Annotated in this window: 19 protein-coding genes; 11 read left to right on the forward strand and 8 right to left on the reverse strand. The window is 70.7% G+C overall.

Annotated features, from left to right (window positions below; translation table 11 throughout):
- Nucleotides 1–302 precede the first annotated feature (302 nt).
- Nucleotides 303–845 (reverse strand): DUF892 family protein, encoded by a 543-nt coding sequence (locus ACS5PV_RS00550; protein WP_455393440.1) that lies wholly within the window; start codon nucleotides 843–845, stop codon nucleotides 303–305.
- A 304-nt stretch (nucleotides 846–1,149) separates the two neighbouring features.
- Here ACS5PV_RS00550 and rpsO point away from each other — a divergent pair, with 304 nt between their 5' ends.
- From rpsO to ACS5PV_RS00580, 6 genes are all read left to right on the forward strand, one after another.
- On the forward strand, nucleotides 1,150–1,419 hold the full coding sequence (gene rpsO, locus ACS5PV_RS00555; protein WP_048427462.1) for a 30S ribosomal protein S15: 270 nt from the start codon (nucleotides 1,150–1,152) through the stop codon (nucleotides 1,417–1,419).
- Between the two features lie 243 nt (nucleotides 1,420–1,662).
- The gene (gene pnp / locus ACS5PV_RS00560; RefSeq protein ID WP_455393441.1) at nucleotides 1,663–3,834 is read left to right on the forward strand and encodes a polyribonucleotide nucleotidyltransferase; all 2,172 of its coding nucleotides are present in this window, start codon (nucleotides 1,663–1,665) and stop codon (nucleotides 3,832–3,834) included.
- A gap of 197 nt (nucleotides 3,835–4,031) precedes the next feature.
- Nucleotides 4,032–4,316, forward strand: a complete 285-nt coding sequence (locus ACS5PV_RS00565) for a type II toxin-antitoxin system HigB family toxin (RefSeq protein WP_455393442.1) — start codon at nucleotides 4,032–4,034, stop codon at nucleotides 4,314–4,316.
- Nucleotides 4,307–4,720 carry a helix-turn-helix domain-containing protein gene (locus ACS5PV_RS00570; RefSeq protein WP_455393443.1) on the forward strand — a complete coding sequence of 138 codons (414 nt, stop codon included), beginning with the start codon at nucleotides 4,307–4,309 and terminating at the stop codon, nucleotides 4,718–4,720. Before ACS5PV_RS00565 ends, ACS5PV_RS00570 begins: the two co-directional genes overlap by 10 nt.
- Nucleotides 4,721–4,817: 97 nt before the next feature.
- Nucleotides 4,818–5,450, forward strand: a complete 633-nt coding sequence (locus ACS5PV_RS00575; protein ID WP_455393444.1) for a glutathione S-transferase family protein — start codon at nucleotides 4,818–4,820, stop codon at nucleotides 5,448–5,450.
- Between the two features lie 91 nt (nucleotides 5,451–5,541).
- Complete coding sequence (locus tag ACS5PV_RS00580; RefSeq protein ID WP_455393445.1) at nucleotides 5,542–5,784, forward strand: YgaP-like transmembrane domain; 243 nt, start codon at nucleotides 5,542–5,544, stop codon at nucleotides 5,782–5,784.
- 140 nt (nucleotides 5,785–5,924) lie between these two features.
- Here the strand turns inward: ACS5PV_RS00580 and ACS5PV_RS00585 are convergent, their stop codons facing one another.
- Nucleotides 5,925–6,197 (reverse strand): GlsB/YeaQ/YmgE family stress response membrane protein, encoded by a 273-nt coding sequence (locus ACS5PV_RS00585; protein ID WP_093570197.1) that lies wholly within the window; start codon nucleotides 6,195–6,197, stop codon nucleotides 5,925–5,927.
- Nucleotides 6,198–6,395: 198 nt separating this feature from the next.
- Here ACS5PV_RS00585 and ACS5PV_RS00590 point away from each other — a divergent pair, with 198 nt between their 5' ends.
- On the forward strand, nucleotides 6,396–6,755 hold the full coding sequence (locus ACS5PV_RS00590) for a RidA family protein (RefSeq protein ID WP_455393446.1): 360 nt from the start codon (nucleotides 6,396–6,398) through the stop codon (nucleotides 6,753–6,755).
- A gap of 3 nt (nucleotides 6,756–6,758) precedes the next feature.
- The gene (locus tag ACS5PV_RS00595; protein WP_455393447.1) at nucleotides 6,759–7,874 is read left to right on the forward strand and encodes a polyamine ABC transporter substrate-binding protein; all 1,116 of its coding nucleotides are present in this window, start codon (nucleotides 6,759–6,761) and stop codon (nucleotides 7,872–7,874) included.
- A gap of 51 nt (nucleotides 7,875–7,925) precedes the next feature.
- On the opposite strand, the gene ACS5PV_RS00600 is transcribed toward ACS5PV_RS00595, so the two are convergent.
- The gene (locus tag ACS5PV_RS00600; protein WP_455393448.1) at nucleotides 7,926–8,348 is read right to left on the reverse strand and encodes a DUF3597 domain-containing protein; all 423 of its coding nucleotides are present in this window, start codon (nucleotides 8,346–8,348) and stop codon (nucleotides 7,926–7,928) included.
- Nucleotides 8,349–8,602: 254 nt separating this feature from the next.
- Between ACS5PV_RS00600 and ACS5PV_RS00605 the strand changes: the two genes are divergently transcribed.
- Nucleotides 8,603–9,667: a Rieske 2Fe-2S domain-containing protein gene (locus ACS5PV_RS00605; RefSeq protein WP_455393449.1), complete on the forward strand. Its 1,065-nt coding sequence runs from the start codon at nucleotides 8,603–8,605 to the stop codon at nucleotides 9,665–9,667.
- Nucleotides 9,668–9,794: 127 nt separating this feature from the next.
- Entirely contained in the window at nucleotides 9,795–10,262 is a 468-nt protein-coding gene (locus ACS5PV_RS00610) for a BLUF domain-containing protein (protein WP_455393450.1), read from the forward strand.
- Nucleotides 10,263–10,503: 241 nt separating this feature from the next.
- On the opposite strand, the gene ACS5PV_RS00615 is transcribed toward ACS5PV_RS00610, so the two are convergent.
- Complete coding sequence (locus ACS5PV_RS00615) at nucleotides 10,504–11,559, reverse strand: hydantoinase/oxoprolinase family protein (RefSeq protein WP_455393451.1); 1,056 nt, start codon at nucleotides 11,557–11,559, stop codon at nucleotides 10,504–10,506.
- Between the two features lie 38 nt (nucleotides 11,560–11,597).
- Here ACS5PV_RS00615 and ACS5PV_RS00620 point away from each other — a divergent pair, with 38 nt between their 5' ends.
- Nucleotides 11,598–12,296 carry a HisA/HisF-related TIM barrel protein gene (locus ACS5PV_RS00620; protein WP_455393452.1) on the forward strand — a complete coding sequence of 233 codons (699 nt, stop codon included), beginning with the start codon at nucleotides 11,598–11,600 and terminating at the stop codon, nucleotides 12,294–12,296.
- A gap of 146 nt (nucleotides 12,297–12,442) precedes the next feature.
- Here the strand turns inward: ACS5PV_RS00620 and fae are convergent, their stop codons facing one another.
- The 4 genes from fae to mch all read right to left on the reverse strand — a co-directional run bounded on the left by fae (nucleotide 12,443) and on the right by mch (nucleotide 15,949).
- The gene (gene fae / locus ACS5PV_RS00625; RefSeq protein WP_455393453.1) at nucleotides 12,443–12,958 is read right to left on the reverse strand and encodes a formaldehyde-activating enzyme; all 516 of its coding nucleotides are present in this window, start codon (nucleotides 12,956–12,958) and stop codon (nucleotides 12,443–12,445) included.
- 261 nt (nucleotides 12,959–13,219) lie between these two features.
- Complete coding sequence (locus ACS5PV_RS00630; protein ID WP_455393454.1) at nucleotides 13,220–14,044, reverse strand: triphosphoribosyl-dephospho-CoA synthase; 825 nt, start codon at nucleotides 14,042–14,044, stop codon at nucleotides 13,220–13,222.
- Nucleotides 14,044–14,958: an ATP-grasp domain-containing protein gene (locus ACS5PV_RS00635; RefSeq protein WP_455393455.1), complete on the reverse strand. Its 915-nt coding sequence runs from the start codon at nucleotides 14,956–14,958 to the stop codon at nucleotides 14,044–14,046. Before ACS5PV_RS00635 ends, ACS5PV_RS00630 begins: the two co-directional genes overlap by 1 nt.
- A gap of 10 nt (nucleotides 14,959–14,968) precedes the next feature.
- On the reverse strand, nucleotides 14,969–15,949 hold the full coding sequence (mch, locus tag ACS5PV_RS00640) for a methenyltetrahydromethanopterin cyclohydrolase (RefSeq protein ID WP_455393456.1): 981 nt from the start codon (nucleotides 15,947–15,949) through the stop codon (nucleotides 14,969–14,971).
- Nucleotides 15,950–16,059 lie beyond the last annotated feature (110 nt).

Consider the following 16,059-nt stretch of genomic DNA (forward strand, 5'->3'; position numbering starts at 1 on the left):
GTGGTCGCACGCGACGAGCGCGCGTTGCAACTCATCATGCACAGACCTGGAACGGACAAGGCCCCGCCTGGGTAGCAGGATGTCGGACTGCAACTGCACGGCCAGGGCGGATGGATTCCAAGAGGCGGCCGATCCGGCCCATTCTCGCGACCGGGGAGATTTTCTCCCGTTCGCCCAAGGTGCGGATCGATGCCCTTGCACCTGCCATTGCGATATCGGTCGCGGAAGGCCGAGTGCAATCGCCACCACGACCGACTTGATCATCAAACGAACGAAGGATCGATGCGGCGCGAGAAGCGCTGTCAGCGGTCCGCCTTCTCGCCCCGCACCTCCCGGGCGACGTAGCCCTTCGTCACCGGCACGATCTGCCCGAACACCGCCTCGGCCATCCGCTCCTCTTCCCGAAGCGAGAGGCGCAGGGTCTCGACATCTCGGGCCTGTCCCGCCTCCTCCGCGAGCGCGATCAGCGAGGTGTAGGCGGCAATCTCGTAGGTCTCGACCGAGTAGTCGGTGTAGAGGTTCTTCAGCACCTCGTCGCCCGTCACGCTGTGCACCAGCGCCGCGACGTTGCCGACCGTCTGGGTCACCACGTCCTTCAGGAGCGAGCGGTCCTCGCCGTGGCCGTGCAGCAGGTCGGCGAGGCGGGCGACCTGCTGGTCGGTCTCGCTCTTGTGCAGCCGCAGGGCCTGGGTCAGCTCGGGGTAGTTCTCATAGCGCTCGATCTGGCGCTGGATCATCTGCGCTGCCTGCTTTTCCAGGGCGTGGGTGTTGCGCAGGGCGGTGACGTAGATCGATTGCACGGCCTCGTTGGTGGCCGTGCTGGTCCGGTCCGCGGTCGTGGTCATGGAGATACCTCGTGGGATGAAGAATGGCGGGCAAACTTCTCGGGGGTATTCCGGGTTCGACCTCGGCCGTTCGCCGCCGGCCGCTCCGGGGCGTGACGAAACCGCGCGCGGGACGGCTCCCCGATGGGGAGTGGCGGGGGCGGACGGTTTCGTGTAGAGGTGCGCCACCCTCGCCCTCACACGGCGAGGTTTTTCGCCTTGGCAGACCGCGCTGGACGACATCCCGGCCCGGCCGAGCCCCGTGCGAAAGGCGGTCCACAAGAGGCCGCGCAGTCATGAACCCGTACACCTGAAAGGACACGCGATGTCGATCACGGCGGAGCGCAAGACCGCGCTCATCAAGGAACACGCCCGCGGCGGGACCGACACCGGCTCTCCGGAGGTCCAGGTCGCGATCCTCACCGAGCGGATCCAGAACCTGACCGGGCATTTCAAGACCCACACCAAGGACAACCACTCGCGCCGCGGCCTGCTCAAGCTGGTCTCGCAGCGCCGGTCGCTCCTCGACTACCTGAAGCGCAAGGACGAGGCCCGCTACCGCGCCCTCATCGAGCGCCTCGGCATCCGCCGCTAAGGCGGGATCTCACGCGGTTCGGGCACCGGCCCGGGCCGCGTTTTGCGATGGAGCCACCTTCGACAGAAGGGCCGCTCCGTCGCCCCGGGAGGGCCGGAATGGGTCCGGCCGCCCACTCACCGGGACCCGCGAGCAACGCGGGCCGCGACCGCCAGGGCAGGATCGCCGGTGGCTCACATAGAAGAGCCCCTCGCCGTCTTGCGCTGGCGCCGCCCTCCCGGACCGCAGGAAGGCATGACGAACATGTTCGACGTTCAACGCGAAGAGCTGCTGTGGGGCGGGCGCAAGCTCGTGCTCGAGACCGGCAAGGTCGCCCGCCAGGCCGACGGCGCCGTGGTCGCCACCTACGGCGAGACCTCGGTGCTCGCCACCGTGGTGTCGATGAAGGAGCCGAAGCCCGGCATCGACTTCCTCCCGCTCACGGTGAACTACCAGGAGCGGACCTACGCCGCCGGCCGCATCCCGGGCGGCTACTTCAAGCGCGAGGGCCGTCCCTCCGAGAAGGAGACCCTGGTCTCCCGCCTGATCGACCGGCCGATCCGCCCCCTCTTCGTCGAGGGCTGGCGCAACGACACCCAGGTCGTCGTCACGGTGCTCTCGCACGACCTCGAGACCGATCCCGATATCCTCGCCATGGTGGCGGCCTCGGCCGCGCTCACCCTGTCGGGCGTGCCGTTCATGGGCCCGATCGGCGCGGCCCGCGTCGGCTATGTCGGCGGCCAGTACAAGCTCAACCCGCCCATCCAGGAGATGGAGGGCTCGACCCTCGACCTCGTCGTCGCCGGCACCCAGGACGCCGTGCTGATGGTCGAGTCCGAGGCCAAGGAACTGTCCGAGGACGTGATGCTCGGGGCCGTGATGTTCGGCCACAAGCACTTCCAGCCGGTCATCGAGGCGATCATCCGGCTCGCCGAGAAGGCCGCCAAGGAGCCGCGCAACTTCCAGCCCGCGGACAATTCCGAGGTCGAGAAGGCCGTGCTCGAGGTCGGCGAGAGCGACCTGCGCGAGGCCTACAAGAACACCGTCAAGCAGGAGCGCTACGCCGCCGTCGACGCCGTGAAGGCGAAGGTGATGGCCGCGCTCGCGCCCGCCGAAGGCGAGGCCCGCTTCGAGGCCGAGAAGGTCAAGGCCGCCTTCAAGGAGGCCCAGTCGAAGGTGGTCCGCTGGAACATCCTCGACACCGGCTCGCGCATCGACGGCCGCGACGTGAAGACCGTGCGTCCGATCGTGTCCGAGGTCGGCGTGCTGCCCCGTACCCACGGCTCGGCCCTGTTCACCCGCGGCGAGACCCAGGCGCTGGTGGTGGCGACGCTGGGCACCGGCGACGACGAGCAGTTCATCGACGCGCTCTCGGGCACCTACAAGGAGACGTTCCTCCTCCACTACAACTTCCCGCCCTATTCGGTGGGCGAGACCGGCCGCATGGGCTCGCCCGGCCGCCGCGAGATCGGCCACGGCAAGCTCGCCTGGCGCGCCGTGCACCCGGTCCTGCCGGCCGCCCACGAGTTCCCCTACACGATCCGCGTCGTGTCGGAGATCACCGAGTCGAACGGCTCGTCCTCAATGGCCTCGGTCTGCGGCGCCTCGCTGTCGCTGATGGATGCCGGCGTGCCCCTGCGCCGTCCGGTGGCCGGCATCGCCATGGGCCTCATCCTCGAGGGTGAGCGCTACGCGGTGCTGTCGGACATCCTCGGCGACGAGGATCACCTCGGCGACATGGACTTCAAGGTGGCCGGCACGGAGGAGGGCATCACCTCGCTCCAGATGGACATCAAGATCGCCGGCATCACCGAGGAGATCATGCGGGTGGCGCTCGCCCAGGCCAAGGACGGCCGCGCGACGATCCTCGGCGAGATGTCCAAGGCGCTGACCGCCGCCCGTCCCGAGCTCGGCGAGCACGCGCCGCGCATCGAGACGATGCAGATCCCGACCGACAAGATCCGTGAAGTGATCGGCACCGGCGGCAAGGTGATCCGCGAGATCGTCGAGAAGACCGGCGCCAAGATCGACATCCAGGACACCGGCATCATCAAGATCGCCTCGGCCGACGGCAAGGCGATCAAGGCGGCCTACAACTGGATCCGCTCGATCGTGGCCGAGGCCGAGGTCGGGATGATCTACGAGGGCACGGTCGTGAAGACGATGGAGTTCGGCGCCTTCGTCAACTTCTTCGGCGCCAAGGACGGCCTCGTCCACATCTCCGAGCTCGCCGCCCAGCGCGTCGCCAAGGTCACCGACGTGGTGAAGGAGGGCGACAAGGTGAAGGTGAAGTTCCTCGGCCAAGACGATCGCGGCAAGATCCGCCTGTCGATGAAGGTCGTCGACCAGGCGACCGGCGAGGACCTGACCGAGAAGCTGAAGGCCCAGCGCGACGCCGACCGTTCGCGCGAGCGCCAGCCCCGCGCCGGCGAGTGATCGGCTGAAATGAATCGGGCGGGGGCCGGACGGGCCTCCGCCCGGTGAGAGATCCAAGAGCGCGGTCCTTCGGGGCCGCGCTTTTTTCGTGTCCGCAGCGGAAGCCCGCATCACGAGTGCGGCTCGGCCGATGGCCTTGCGTCGCAGCCGGCAGGCAGCTAGAGCCTTCGATATAGCAAATTGCGATAGTCTGCTCCATGCACGTCATCACCCAAGCGCGCATCTGGGAGGCGAAGCAGAGGTGGCCGCACACGGCGAACGCTCTCGACGCTTGGTACAGGCTGATCAAGGCCTCGGCTCCTACCGATTTCGCCGGCATGAAGGCGCTTTTCCCCGCTAACGACAAGGTTGGTCGGTTCCACGTATTCGATATAGGCGGCAACAAGCTTCGCTTGATCGCGATCGTGAATTATCAATTCAGCAAGATATATATCCAGGGCATCATGGATCATTCCCAGTATGACAAGGGAAAATGGCGATGACCGTCGTTGTGAAGCAGGCTGTCGAGCACTGGTCCTACGTCGCGCCGCTGCTCACCAGACCGACCACGGACGAGGCGTACTGGCGGCTCGTCGAGCAGCTGGACGAGGTGCTGGCCCTCGCCGGTGAGGACGAGGGCCATCCCCTCGCCCTTCTGGCCTCCCGCATGGGCGAGCTGATCGAAGCCTACGACGAAGAGCGTCGTCCCCTTCCGATGGCGTCGGGAGCGGAGGTGTTGCGCGCTGTCATGCAGGAGCGCGGCCTGGGACAATCCGATCTGCCCGAGGTCGGAGCGCAGTCGGTCGTGTCCGAGATCCTGAGCGGGAAGCGGCGGATCAATCTCCGTCAGGCGCGAGCGCTCGCTGATCGGTTCGGCTTTCCCGCTGGGGTGTTTCTGGAACTGTGACGCAACGCCGATCGGCCCCCCGCGTTCCCGCCCCGTCCCGCCTCTGCTTCAAGGATCGTCGCGGGCGGCGCTGATTCGCCCGCCGGGGAGGCAGCGCATGAGCGACGATCTCGTCTTCTACACCCATCCGATGTCCCGCGGCCGCATCGTCCGCTGGATGCTGGAGGAGGTCGGGGCGACCTACCGCACCGAGATCATCGGCTACGGCCAGACGATGAAGGAGGCGGGCTACCGGGCGATCAACCCGCTCGCCAAGGTGCCGGCGCTCACCCATCGCGGCGTCACCGTCACCGAGACGGCGGCGATCTGCGCCTACCTGGCCGACGCCTTTCCCGAAGCGGGCCTCGCCCCCGCGCCCGGCGATCCGGAGCGCGGCGCCTATTACCGCTGGCTGTTCTTCGCCGCCGGGCCGGTCGAGGCGGCGGTGACCAACAAGGCGCTCGGCGTCGAGGTGTCGGAGGAGCACCGGCGCATGGTCGGCTACGGCAGCATGGCAGAGGTACTCGACGCGCTCGAGGGCGCGGTCACAGGGAGCGACTACCTCGCCGGCGGGCGGTTCTCGGCCGCCGACCTCTATCTCGGCTCGCACCTGATGTGGGGGATGCAGTTCGGCGGCATCGAGCGGTGCCCCGCCTACGAGGCCTACACCGCCCGCCTCGCCGACCGCCCGGCGGCGATCCGCGCCCGGGAGATCGACGACCGGCTGATCGCCGAGGCACAGCAAGCCTGACCACGCCTTCCCCAGGGAACGTCCGGCCTCCGGCCGCGTTCGCACCGCGACGCAGCGGAATTCTTCCGCGACAGACCCTGACGGAGCCACCATGGCCAACGACCTGCTCAACGACGTGTTCGGCGGCGAGCGCAACCTGACCACCAAGGAGCGCGCCATCTCGGTCGTGCTCGGCCTCGGCCTTGCCGCCGCGGCGGCGCAGCCGCGCCCGAACAAGTTCCTGAGCCTCGCGGCGCTCGTCGCCGGCTCGCTCCTGGCGATCCGCGGCGCCACCGGCCACTGCGCCGCCAAGTCGCTGATGAACGGCGGTTCGCACGCCCCGGCGCGGATCTGATCCGCCGGCGGGGCGCCCCGGCGCCCCGCCTCTCGCACGATAGGCCCGGACACGAGAAAGGCCCGCACCGGTCTCCCGGTGCGGGCCTTTCTCATCGGGATCGGGGAAGAGCCGGCGGTATCCTGCCGGCTCGTTGCGCCTCAGAGGACGGTGGTGCGGCGGCGGCCCTGGATGAGGCCGAAGATCGCCAGCACGACCACGGCGCCGACGACCGAGGCGATCAGGCCCGCGCCCTCGTTCGGCGGGTACCAACCGGTGACCTGGCCCAGGAACGTCGCCACGAAGGCGCCGACGATGCCGAGCAAGGTGGTCATGATGAAGCCGCTCGGCTCGTTGGCCGAGCCGGGCATGATGAACTTGGCGATGACACCGGCGACGAAGCCGATGATGATGGTCCACAGGATCGCAAGCATGGGGGCTGCCCTTCGGCTCCGCTTAGGTGAAGATCAAACGCGCTGACCGCGCCGTGGTTGCGCTAAAACCCGCACGCCGTGCCGCTTCGATCCCCGAGACGCGCCGCCGGGCCCTTTACGGCGGCCCGGGTTCGGCGGCACAAGGCGCCGGGGCGCCCCTCGGGGGCCCATCCGTTCAGATTCCCCCAGGAGTTCGCGATGACCATCACGCGTTTCGAGACCGGTGCCCGGATGAGCCAGGCGGTGGTGCATAACGGCACCGCCTACCTGGCCGGCCAGGTCGCGGACCAGGTCTCGAACAACGAGGGCGTCGAGGCGCAGACCAAGGACATCCTGGCCCAGATCGACGCGCTGCTGGCGAGTGTCGGCAGCGACAAGACGAAGCTGCTCTCGGCCACGATCTACCTTACCGACATGTCGACCTTCGCCGAGATGAACCGGGCCTGGGACGGCTGGGTCGCTCAGGGCCACGCCCCGGCCCGCGCCACCGTCGAGGCCAAGCTCGCCGGCCCGCAATACCGGGTCGAGATCTCGGTCATCGCCGCGACCGGAGCCTGACGGATGGACCCGCTCCGGCGCCGTTTCCTCAAGGCCGCGGCCTGCCTCCTCGCCCTCGCGGCGGGGCCTGCCGGCCCCGCGGCCGCCGCGCCGGAGCGGGTCGTCAACATCTACAACTGGTCGGACTACATCGACCCGAAGATGCTCGACGCCTTCACGCGCGAGACCGGCATCAAGGTCGTGTACGACACCTACGACACCAACGAGATCCTCGAGACCAAGCTGCTCGCCGGGCGCTCGGGCTACGACATCGTGGTGCCGACCGGGCCCTTCCTCCAGCGCCTGATCAAGGCCGGCGCGTTCCAGCCCCTCGACAAGGCCAAGCTGCCGAACCTCAAGCATGCCTGGCCCGAGGTGACGGCCCGGCTCGCGGCCTACGACCCGGGCAACGCCTACGCGGTCGACTACATGTGGGGCACCACCGGCATCGGGGTGAACACCGCGCTGGTGCGCGAGCGCTTGGGGCCTAACCAGCCGCTCAACACCTGGGACATCGTCCTGCGTCCCGAGCTGATCGCCAAGCTCAAGGATTGCGGCGTGACGATGCTCGATTCGCCCGACGACATCTTTCCGAGCGTGCTCCAGGCGCTCGGCCTGAAGCCGGATTCGCGCCGGGTCGACGACCTCGACAAAGCCGGCGAGGCACTGTTCCGCATCCGCGGCGCGGTGCAGAAGTTCCATTCGTCGGAATACATCAACCAGCTCGCAAACGGCGACGTCTGCCTCTCGGTGGGCTATTCCGGCGACGTGCTCCAGGCCCGCCGGCGGGCCCGCGAGGCCAAGAACGACGTCGACATCGCCTACTACATCCCGCAGCAGGGCGCGCTGATGTGGTTCGACGCCTTCGCGATCCCCAAGGACGCGGCCCACGCGGCGGAGGCCCACGCCTTCATCGACTTCATGATGCGGCCCGAGGTGGCGGCGGCCAACACCAACTTCGTCTCCTACGCCAGCGGCAACCTCGCGGCGAAGGCCCTGGTCAAGCCCGAGATCCTGTCCGATCCCGGCATCTACCCGGACGAGGCCACCTTTCGCCGGCTGTTCACCAACACCGCCTACGACGACCGCACCCAGCGGGTGGTGACCCGGCTCTGGACGCGCGTGCGCACCGGGCGCTGAGGCCTGCGCTCGGCCCGCCTCGATCGAAGGCGGGCCGGCACTGATTAATTCTTAGTCCTTGAGATCGTCCGGCACCTTGCCGCCGTTCTCCTCGAGCTTCTTGATGACCTGCTTGTGCAGCCAGACGTTCATCGTGGCCGAATCGTTGGTGTCGCCGCTGTAGTGCAGCTCCTGGGCGAGCTCCTTGCGGGCCGACAGGCTGCTGTCGAGGTTGAGCAGCTTCATCAGGTCGACGATCGAGGTGCGCCAGTTCAGCTGCTGGCCGGCCTTCGAGGCCAGGTCGTTGAGCACCGCCTCGACGTCGACCTTGCCGTCGACCTTCGGCACGTCGCCGCTGGTGGTGCCGGTGGTGCCGCCCGCGCCGCCGGCCGGGGCGCTGGTGGTGGAGGAGGTGGCGTCCGGCGTCTCCGCCTTGGCCTCGCCGCCGCCGAAGGGGTGCAGGATCTTGCTGACGATCGTCCCGAGCAGGCTCATCGTGTCATCCTCCGTCAGGGGCATTCGGTAGAGTGGGGACCGCCCGCGCGTGCGGCCGGGGAGCCATGTAGGGCGTGCTTGCCCTGCGGCATCCCGGCACGGTAACGAACGGCCCCGCTCGCCGTTCCGCTCGCCCGTCGGCACGCGGGGGAGGTGCGCGCATCCCGACGCTTCACGGGCCCGCAGGATGGGTTAAGGACATCCGCGGCAGGAATGCCGCGCGAGGGGCATGGGAAGCCGGGACCGAAGGCAGCATGACAGGGGATCCGATCCGCCGGGCGCTCGACGACGTCTGGTACTGCGTCGGCGAGAGCCGCAGCCTGCGGCCCGGGGAGATGCGGTCGGTCAGCCTCGGCGAGGAGGCCGTGGTGGTCGGGCGCGAGGAATCGGGCGCGCTGTTCGCGCTGCGCGACCGCTGCCCCCATCGCGGCATGGCGCTCTCGGCCGGCCGGATCGTCGAGGGCAACCTCGTCTGCCCGTTCCACGGCTGGCAGTTCCGGCCCGACGGCGCCTGCGCGGCGATTCCGGCGCTCGCCCGCCGGGACGACGCCAACTTCGCCTCGGTCCGCCTCGCCCGCTTCGCGGTGGCGGAGAAATCCGGCCTGATCTGGGTCCATGCCAATGCGAACTTGGCCAGCGCGAATTCCGCGGGCGCGAACCCGGACGCGGCGCCGCCGATCCCGGAGGTCGACTTCGAGTATTGCGGCCAGCTCGTCGAGATCCTGGAGGTCGAGGCCTCGTTCGACCTCGTGGCGCTGAGCTTCGTCGACCCGGCCCACGTCGCCTACGTGCACGATTCCTGGTGGTGGCGCCCGTCGAAGACCATGAAGGAAAAGGTGAAGCACTTCGCCCCCTCGCCCTTCGGCTTCACCATGACGAGCCACACCGCGAAGACCGCCTCGCTGGCCTACCGCCTGCTCGGCTCGATCCCCGAGGTCGAGATCGAGTTCCGCCTGCCGGGGGTGCGGCTGGAGCGGATCACCGCCGGCGAGAAGCGCTTGGCCAACTACACCTTCGCCTCGCCGCTGGCGAACGGGCGCACCGCGCTCATCAACGCGATGTACTGGAACATCCGAGGGCTCAACCTGCTCAAGCCCGTCGCCCGGCCGCTGATGCGCCAGTTCCTCGGCCAGGACCGGGACGTGCTCCAGATCGCCCAGCGCGGCCTCGACCGGAAGCCCGCGATGGTGCTGATGGGCGAGAGCGACGTGCAGTCGCAATGGTACTTCAGCCTCAAGCGCGAGTTCCTGCGCGCCCGCGAGGCCGGCGCCGCCTTCGTCAACCCGCTCGAGCCGCGGGAGCTGCGCTGGCGCAGCTGAGGCCGGGTGTGGGAATTCTATCCCAGGTGGCAAATCTGACGCAGATTTCTTCCGGTTGTACGTCCGGACTCTATCGCGATCCGCCCGGTTCGGATTATCCAGGGCGGATCGCTGCCCGGAGATTCGGATGTCCGAGGACATCTTCCGCATCATCTACAAGAGTACCGCCGCGCATCCCGCGGATGTGATGCTGGGTCAGGGCCACGTCGCGAATCTTCTCGCGACCGCCCGGCTGCGCAACCAGGCGGCGGCGGTCTCGGGCGTGCTGGTCTATACCGGCCTCGGCTTCTTCCAGGTGCTGGAGGGGCCGCGGGCGGGCGTGCAGCCGATCTTCGAATCGATCCTGGTCGACCGTCGCCACCACACCCTGGCGGTGATCGAGATGGACATGGTGCCCGAGCGCCGCTTCTCCGGCTGGAGCATGGGCTTCCTCGGCACCGACCGGGATCTCGACGACCGGCTCAACGGTGCCGGCCTCGGTGCGAGCGGCGGCCCCGAATCCCTGGATCAGCTCCTGCGCCGGACCCTGCTGCTGCTCATCGACACGCCGATCAGCCTGCCGTGGCTCGGGTCGGCGCTCGCCTGCCGGCTCTGATCGCCCGCGAGGCGTTTCTCCTGACGCTCCCCCTTTCCTGGACGACTGAAGCGGTAGCGGAAGGAAATCCGGGATCCAGCAGAGAAGGTGCCGCGGAGCGGCTCTGTATGCTGCATCGTCGGAGACAAGCAGACGCTTCGCGACTTTTCGCGCGGGATCCCGGATCTCCGTCCATTTCTTTGCAACCGTCCGTGAGAAGGCGTGGCTCGCGAGAGGACGCCCGTCCCTCGTGGCCAGCACCTCACCCCGCCGCCAGCAACCCCACCGCCACCGCCGGGCCGCAGGTTGACGCGAAGGCGGCCGCCTCCGGGGCGAGGCGGGCGCTCAGAAGGTCGGCCAGGTCCTCGGACTGCCGTTCGAGGCGGCCAGCGAGCCTCGCGGCAACGAAGCGGCCGGCGCCGCAGATCACGACGGGCGCCGCGTCGGGCAGCTCGCCCCGGGACAGGATCAGCCCGGCGGCGTCGTGCAGCAGGCGCAGCTGCGCCTCGGCGAAGAAGCCGGCGAGCCGCACCCAGTCCTCCCCCGAGCCCTCGTGACGGTCGCGGCCGATCATCCGGGCGAGGCGGATCTCGGTCTCTCCCGCCGACTTGCCCTTGAGGTCGGCCGCGTCCTGCTGGTCCTCCGCCGCCGGTAGCTGCCCGAGCAGGCGGTAGGCGTCGGCGGTGGTGGCGAAGCACTCGGCCATCAGCGCGGTGCGCCGGCCGCGGAACGGCGCGGTCCGCGACAGGGCGAGGAGCGGCGTGCGCACCACGCCCGTGTAGACCAGCTCCCCGGTCTCGAGCCGCTCGGCGTCACTGTAGCCGACGGCGCGGGGCCGCCCGTCCCGGATCGGGATCAGGTCGGCGGTGGTCGAGCCGAGATCGACGAGGAGCGCGTCCGGCCGCCGGGTGCCGACCAGGGCGGCGGTGGCGTGCCAGTTGGCGCTGGCGACGTCGGCAGGGCGGGACGAGGCCGCCTCGGGCGCGACGAAGCCGGAGCGCCCGGCATAGATCGCGACCTCGCCCTCCAGGGTGCTCGCGGCCCAGGCGGCGAGCTGCGCCACGCCGTCGGCGCGGTCGGAGAAGCAATCGGTCAGCTCGCCCGTCATCGTCACGGCGTGGCGGGCCGGTGCGCGGGCCCAGCCCGGCAGGGCGGCAAAGGTGGCGTCGAGGGCGGAGAGGCCGTTCCAGAGCGGGCACGGCGCCTGCACCGCCGCCCGCACCCGGCCGCCCTCGACCAGCGCCGCCTTGACATGGACCCCGCCGAGGTCCCAGCCGATGACGCGGGACGGCGACGCGGAGGGATGGGGATGGGTCACGGGCGGATCTCGTGCGGGATCGGTCGGGGCGGGGTCGCATGAGCGGGCCGGGCGTTTCAACCCGGACCGAGGTGGTGCCGGTCCTCGACCTGCGCGGCGGCGTGGTGGTGCGGGCCCGGGCCGGCGACCGCGCGCGCTACGCGCCGATCGTGACCCCGCTCAGCCCCGGCCCCGCCCCGGCCGACGTCGCGCGCGGCCTCCTCGGCGCGTGGCCGGCGCGCCGGCTCTACGTCGCCGATCTCGACGCGATCGTCGACGGGACGCCGCCCGACCTCGGCGCCTTGCGGGCGATCGCGGCGGCCTGCCCGGGGGTGGAGCTGTGGGTCGATGCGGGCTTTGCCACCGAGGAAGGCGTGGCGGCGTTCCTCGCTGCGGGTCTCGGCCGGCCGGTGCTCGGCAGCGAGAGCCAGGACGACGCGGGCCTGGTGCGCCGGCTCGGCGCTGCCGCATTGCTCTCCCTCGACAGCCGCGACGGCGCGCCGCTCGGCGCTCCGGAACTGCACGAGGATCCGTCGGCATGGCCGCCGGAGGTGATCGTGATGACCCTGTCGCGGGTCGGCAGCGGCGCCGGGCCGGACCTCGCGGCCCTCGCCGCCCTCAAACGCCGCGCGCCGCGGACGGCCTTCTACGCCGCCGGGGGCCTGCGCGGGCCCGACGACCTGCCGGCCCTGGCGGCGGCGGGCGCCGCCGGGGTGCTGGTCGCGAGCGCGATCCATGACGGGCGGCTGCGGGCCTGAGGGCGCAAGACGGAGGGAGGGGCGGGCCCCTCCCGCTCGTGCGATCAACGTCCGAGGAAGATGGAGGCCAGTCGCTGGAACAGCCCCTGCGGCGGAGGCGGCGGGGGCGGCGGAGGTGCCGCTGACTGTTCCGGACGGTTTCCTGTCTAGGCCACGTTCGCCGCGAAGGGGTGCCGGGCGGTCCTGTACTGCTGCGTGACCTCGGCGGCGGTCGGCGAGCCCTTGATGGCGCGCTGGATCGACAGCTTCGTGGCCTCGTAGTTGTACTGCTCGATCTTGGCGTCGTCGGCGGCTTCCCAGTGGATGAACACGCCGACCAGGATGTAGAGGTCGTCGGCCTCGTCGGCCGGGATGATGCCCTCGGCGACGCAATCCTGCACCGCCTTGGCGACGGCGTGCTGGGCGGGGCCGAACATCTGGATCGCCTGGCGGGCGTCGTTGATGGTGACCTTGTTGAACAGCAGGGTGTTGGGCTTGCACGGCAGGTTCGGCGCCACCACCGCGAGCAGGCTGGTGAAGCCGTGCTTGTTGTTGGTCAGGCTGTTGCAGAACGCCTGCTCGGCGGCGCTGCCGCGCGGGCCGATGATGAGATCGATATGCGCCACCTCGTTGCCGTCGCCGACGAGGGCTTCGCCCACCATCACCTTGTTGATCGTCGCCATGAGGGGACCCTCCCAGGTGTCGATAAGGTTAACCGGCCGCTTCGAACGATGCGGCCCGGCCCCGCCATCCTTGCTGTCGGCGTTCGGCCCGCGGCCGAACCGGTTCTCCAGATGGCGGCGCGACGTTACAGCGCCGCTGAATCGTGAACAAGGCAGCCGGACCGGTACAATGGTCCAGTCCAGCCGAGGTATCCGCAGACGAGACGGCCCCGCGACTACGACTTATGGGCGGGTTGCATTGATCGGGTCAGCAGCTCGCGCCTACGGATGCCCGAGCCCGTCGAGGAACAGGGTCGCCACGGTGAGGTCGGCGCTGGTGCCGGGATTGAGGCCCGCCGCCTTGAGGCCCGCGTCGTGGGCGAGCAGGGCCGCCCGCGCGCCCTCCCCGAGGGTGAGCCCGCGGAACGCCGCCTCAGCCTCCGCCCGCACCCGCTCGGCGGTGCCGGGGCCGAACTTGCGGGCGATGTGGCTGTCGGGGAACCCGGTCAGGAAGGCGAGGTGGACCGCCGTGGTGGTCCAGGGCTCGCACAGGCCCGAGGCGCGCGCCGCTGCCAGCGCCGGGAGCCCGGTGGCGAACAGGTCCTCGAACCCGGTGACGTAGGCCCGCGCGATGCGGTCGCGCCTCGCCGCCTCGCCCATGGCGACGAGAACGGGCGGGGCCGCGTCCGTCGTCACGTCGTGGCGCTCGGCCCGGCCGAGCCCGCCGGGATTGGCGAGCCGGATCGCCGCGTAGAGGCCGGCCGCGTCCGCCCGGTCGAGATCCGCCAGCACCCCGGCCAACGCCGCGCGCAGCGGGCCCGGCCGCTCGGCCGCGGCGGCGAGCGGCGCGCAGAGCAGCACGATGCCGAGATTGGTGTTCTGGCCGATTCCCGCCCGGGTCGCGGCGACCGCGGCCTCGATCCGCGCCCCGACCCGGGCGCCCGCCGCCGAGAGGTGGGGGGCGGAGAGGATCGCGCTCGCCTCGAAATCCGCCACGCTCATCCGGTGCCCGGCGGCGTGGACGTGGACGTTGCCGGGCTTGATCGCCGCGAGCTCCGCCCGGCAGGCGGCGAGATAGGCCTGCCCGATCGCCGTCGCGTCGCGCATCACGCCCCCTCGGCGACGAGGCGCGGCGGCCGGCCGGCCCGCAAGGCCGCCAGGAAGCCGGCGGCGACCTCCCGGGCGATGTCGACGTCGGTCACCTGCTGGAGGCCCGACCAGGCCGGCATGCTGTTGACCTCCAGCACCTGGAACCCGCCCTCCCCGTCCTCCACGAGGTCGACCCCCGTGTAGCCGCAGCCGACCGCCGCCGCGGCTCGCTCCGCCAGCTCCGCGGCCCGGGCCGGCGGGCGCCAGGGCCGCGGCCGGCCGCCGCGATGGACGTTGGTGATCCAGCCGTCGCCCTCCCGGATCATCCCGGCCACCGCACGGCCGGCGCAGACGAAGACCCGGTAATCCTGCCAGGCCCCGTCGCGCCGGGCGACGTAGCGCTGGAGGTAGTAGACCCGGCCGACCAGCTCTTCCGGCGGCAGCTCCTCGGGCCGCGAGACCAGCTGCAGGCCCTCGCCCTGCGAGCCGAACAGGGGCTTGAGCACCAGCGGCCGTCCCGGTCCGGCCTCCCGGGCCACGACCGCGGCGGCGGCCTCGCGGCGCGAGAGCACGAAGGTCTCGGGCGTCGGGATGCGGTGGCGGGCGAGCAGCAGGCTCGTCATCGCCTTGTCGACCGAGCGCTCGATGGCAACGGGCCCGTTCCACACCACGGTGCCGGCGGCCACGAGCGCGTGCAGCACGCCGAGCCGCATCGTCGTCGCCTCGAAGGTGCCGCCCGCGATGGTGCGAAGCAGCACCCCGTCCGGCAGCTCGCCGCCGAAGCCCGGCATCCGCAGGGGCTCGGGATGCCCGGTCTCGACCGTGACGTCGGCGAGCGAGAACAGCACCGGCGCGGCGCCGAGTTCCGTCAGCGCCGCGAGGAGCTTTGCCCGGTGCCAGGCGCCGTTCTCGGCCGCGAGCCCGATCCGCATCGGACTGCCCTCACGCGAAGGAGCGCGCCACCAGCTCCGGCATCAGCCGGCCGGCCCGGTGGCTGTGGCCGGAGCGGAGCGAGGTCACCACCACCTCGGCCGGGCTGAACAGGTGCTTGTCGATGGCGTAGAAATCGCCGTTGACGCGGGAGAAGGTCTCGGCGAAGGGCGCGCCGTGGTCGCGCGAGGTGGTGCTCGGCAGGGCCTCGGCCAGTCCCCTGGCGTCGGCATCGTCCGCCTCGACGAAGAGCTGCACCCGCCCGCCATAGATGATCGCGTCGTTGGTGCGGCCCATCGCCTGGACGAAGTCCGGATGCGGCGGGCTCAAGGGCGCGGCGCCGATCCCGTCGACGATCGCGTTCAGGTCGAACCCGACCGCGTGCGCCTTGTGCAGGGCGACCTCCAGCACCCGGGCGACCACCTGGGTCGCGCCGGCGAGGCTCTGGGTCGGGGCGTAGACGATCGTGACGTCGGCGGGCCGGACGCCCGCGGCGCGGGCCACCGCGGCGATGACCGGCGCCGGCGGCGGGCTGCCCGATTCGAGCACGAGCGCGATGCGGTCGGACGCGTCGTGGTAGGCCAGCTCCTCGAACAGGGGCTCGACCGCCGCCGCCGCCCGGCCCGGCCCGGAGCCGAGGGCGAAGAAGCCCGAACCCCCCTCCTCGTCGGCGAGGTTCCAGCCGGCATACTGGCTGCCGAGGCAGGCGAGCACCGGATCGGTGCCGTGCACCGTCAGGGTGAAGGGCCAGGCGTCGAGGGGACCGGCGGGCCCCACCGTCACGGTGCCGAGGCCGCCGAGGCAGATCTCGGCGATGCGCCGCCCGGCCTCGATCGAGCCCCGCGCTCCCGCCCCGGCATCGATCAGCCGCGCCCCGTCCGGCGTCCGCGTCACGGCGAGCCGCAAGGACGCCGCGTCGGCGGCCAGGGCCTCGACCAGGGGGGCGGCGAGCGCGTTCACGCTCGGGCGGGAGGGGGTGGCGGATGCACGCATCGGGTGACTCCCTTGCGGCCGCGCGGGGTGGTGCCCCGCTGCGGCCGGTCAGATCGCGGGGGTCTTCGGAGCCCCGTTGGACAAACCGTTGGAGCGCAGGTCTTCCCCTC

The sequence above is a fragment of the Methylobacterium sp. Gmos1 genome (assembly GCF_053764715.1).

Excerpts from the sequence above, each read along its gene's own strand:
- ACS5PV_RS00590 (WP_455393446.1), top strand. The coding sequence starts at position 6,396 with ATGACCATCACGCGTTTCGAGACCGGTGCCCGGATGAGCCAGGCGGTG.
- ACS5PV_RS00575 (WP_455393444.1), top strand. The coding sequence starts at position 4,818 with ATGAGCGACGATCTCGTCTTCTACACCCATCCGATGTCCCGCGGCCGC.
- ACS5PV_RS00630 (WP_455393454.1), bottom strand. The coding sequence starts at position 14,044 with ATGCGCGACGCGACGGCGATCGGGCAGGCCTATCTCGCCGCCTGCCGG.
- ACS5PV_RS00635 (WP_455393455.1), bottom strand. The coding sequence starts at position 14,958 with ATGCGGATCGGGCTCGCGGCCGAGAACGGCGCCTGGCACCGGGCAAAG.
- fae (WP_455393453.1), bottom strand. The coding sequence starts at position 12,958 with ATGGCGACGATCAACAAGGTGATGGTGGGCGAAGCCCTCGTCGGCGAC.
- pnp (WP_455393441.1), top strand. The coding sequence starts at position 1,663 with ATGTTCGACGTTCAACGCGAAGAGCTGCTGTGGGGCGGGCGCAAGCTC.
- ACS5PV_RS00550 (WP_455393440.1), bottom strand. The coding sequence starts at position 845 with ATGACCACGACCGCGGACCGGACCAGCACGGCCACCAACGAGGCCGTG.
- ACS5PV_RS00585 (WP_093570197.1), bottom strand. The coding sequence starts at position 6,197 with ATGCTTGCGATCCTGTGGACCATCATCATCGGCTTCGTCGCCGGTGTC.
- ACS5PV_RS00605 (WP_455393449.1), top strand. The coding sequence starts at position 8,603 with ATGACAGGGGATCCGATCCGCCGGGCGCTCGACGACGTCTGGTACTGC.
- ACS5PV_RS00610 (WP_455393450.1), top strand. The coding sequence starts at position 9,795 with ATGTCCGAGGACATCTTCCGCATCATCTACAAGAGTACCGCCGCGCAT.
- ACS5PV_RS00580 (WP_455393445.1), top strand. The coding sequence starts at position 5,542 with ATGGCCAACGACCTGCTCAACGACGTGTTCGGCGGCGAGCGCAACCTG.
- rpsO (WP_048427462.1), top strand. The coding sequence starts at position 1,150 with ATGTCGATCACGGCGGAGCGCAAGACCGCGCTCATCAAGGAACACGCC.
- ACS5PV_RS00570 (WP_455393443.1), top strand. The coding sequence starts at position 4,307 with ATGGCGATGACCGTCGTTGTGAAGCAGGCTGTCGAGCACTGGTCCTAC.
- ACS5PV_RS00595 (WP_455393447.1), top strand. The coding sequence starts at position 6,759 with ATGGACCCGCTCCGGCGCCGTTTCCTCAAGGCCGCGGCCTGCCTCCTC.
- mch (WP_455393456.1), bottom strand. The coding sequence starts at position 15,949 with ATGCGTGCATCCGCCACCCCCTCCCGCCCGAGCGTGAACGCGCTCGCC.
- ACS5PV_RS00620 (WP_455393452.1), top strand. The coding sequence starts at position 11,598 with ATGAGCGGGCCGGGCGTTTCAACCCGGACCGAGGTGGTGCCGGTCCTC.
- ACS5PV_RS00565 (WP_455393442.1), top strand. The coding sequence starts at position 4,032 with ATGCACGTCATCACCCAAGCGCGCATCTGGGAGGCGAAGCAGAGGTGG.
- ACS5PV_RS00600 (WP_455393448.1), bottom strand. The coding sequence starts at position 8,348 with ATGAGCCTGCTCGGGACGATCGTCAGCAAGATCCTGCACCCCTTCGGC.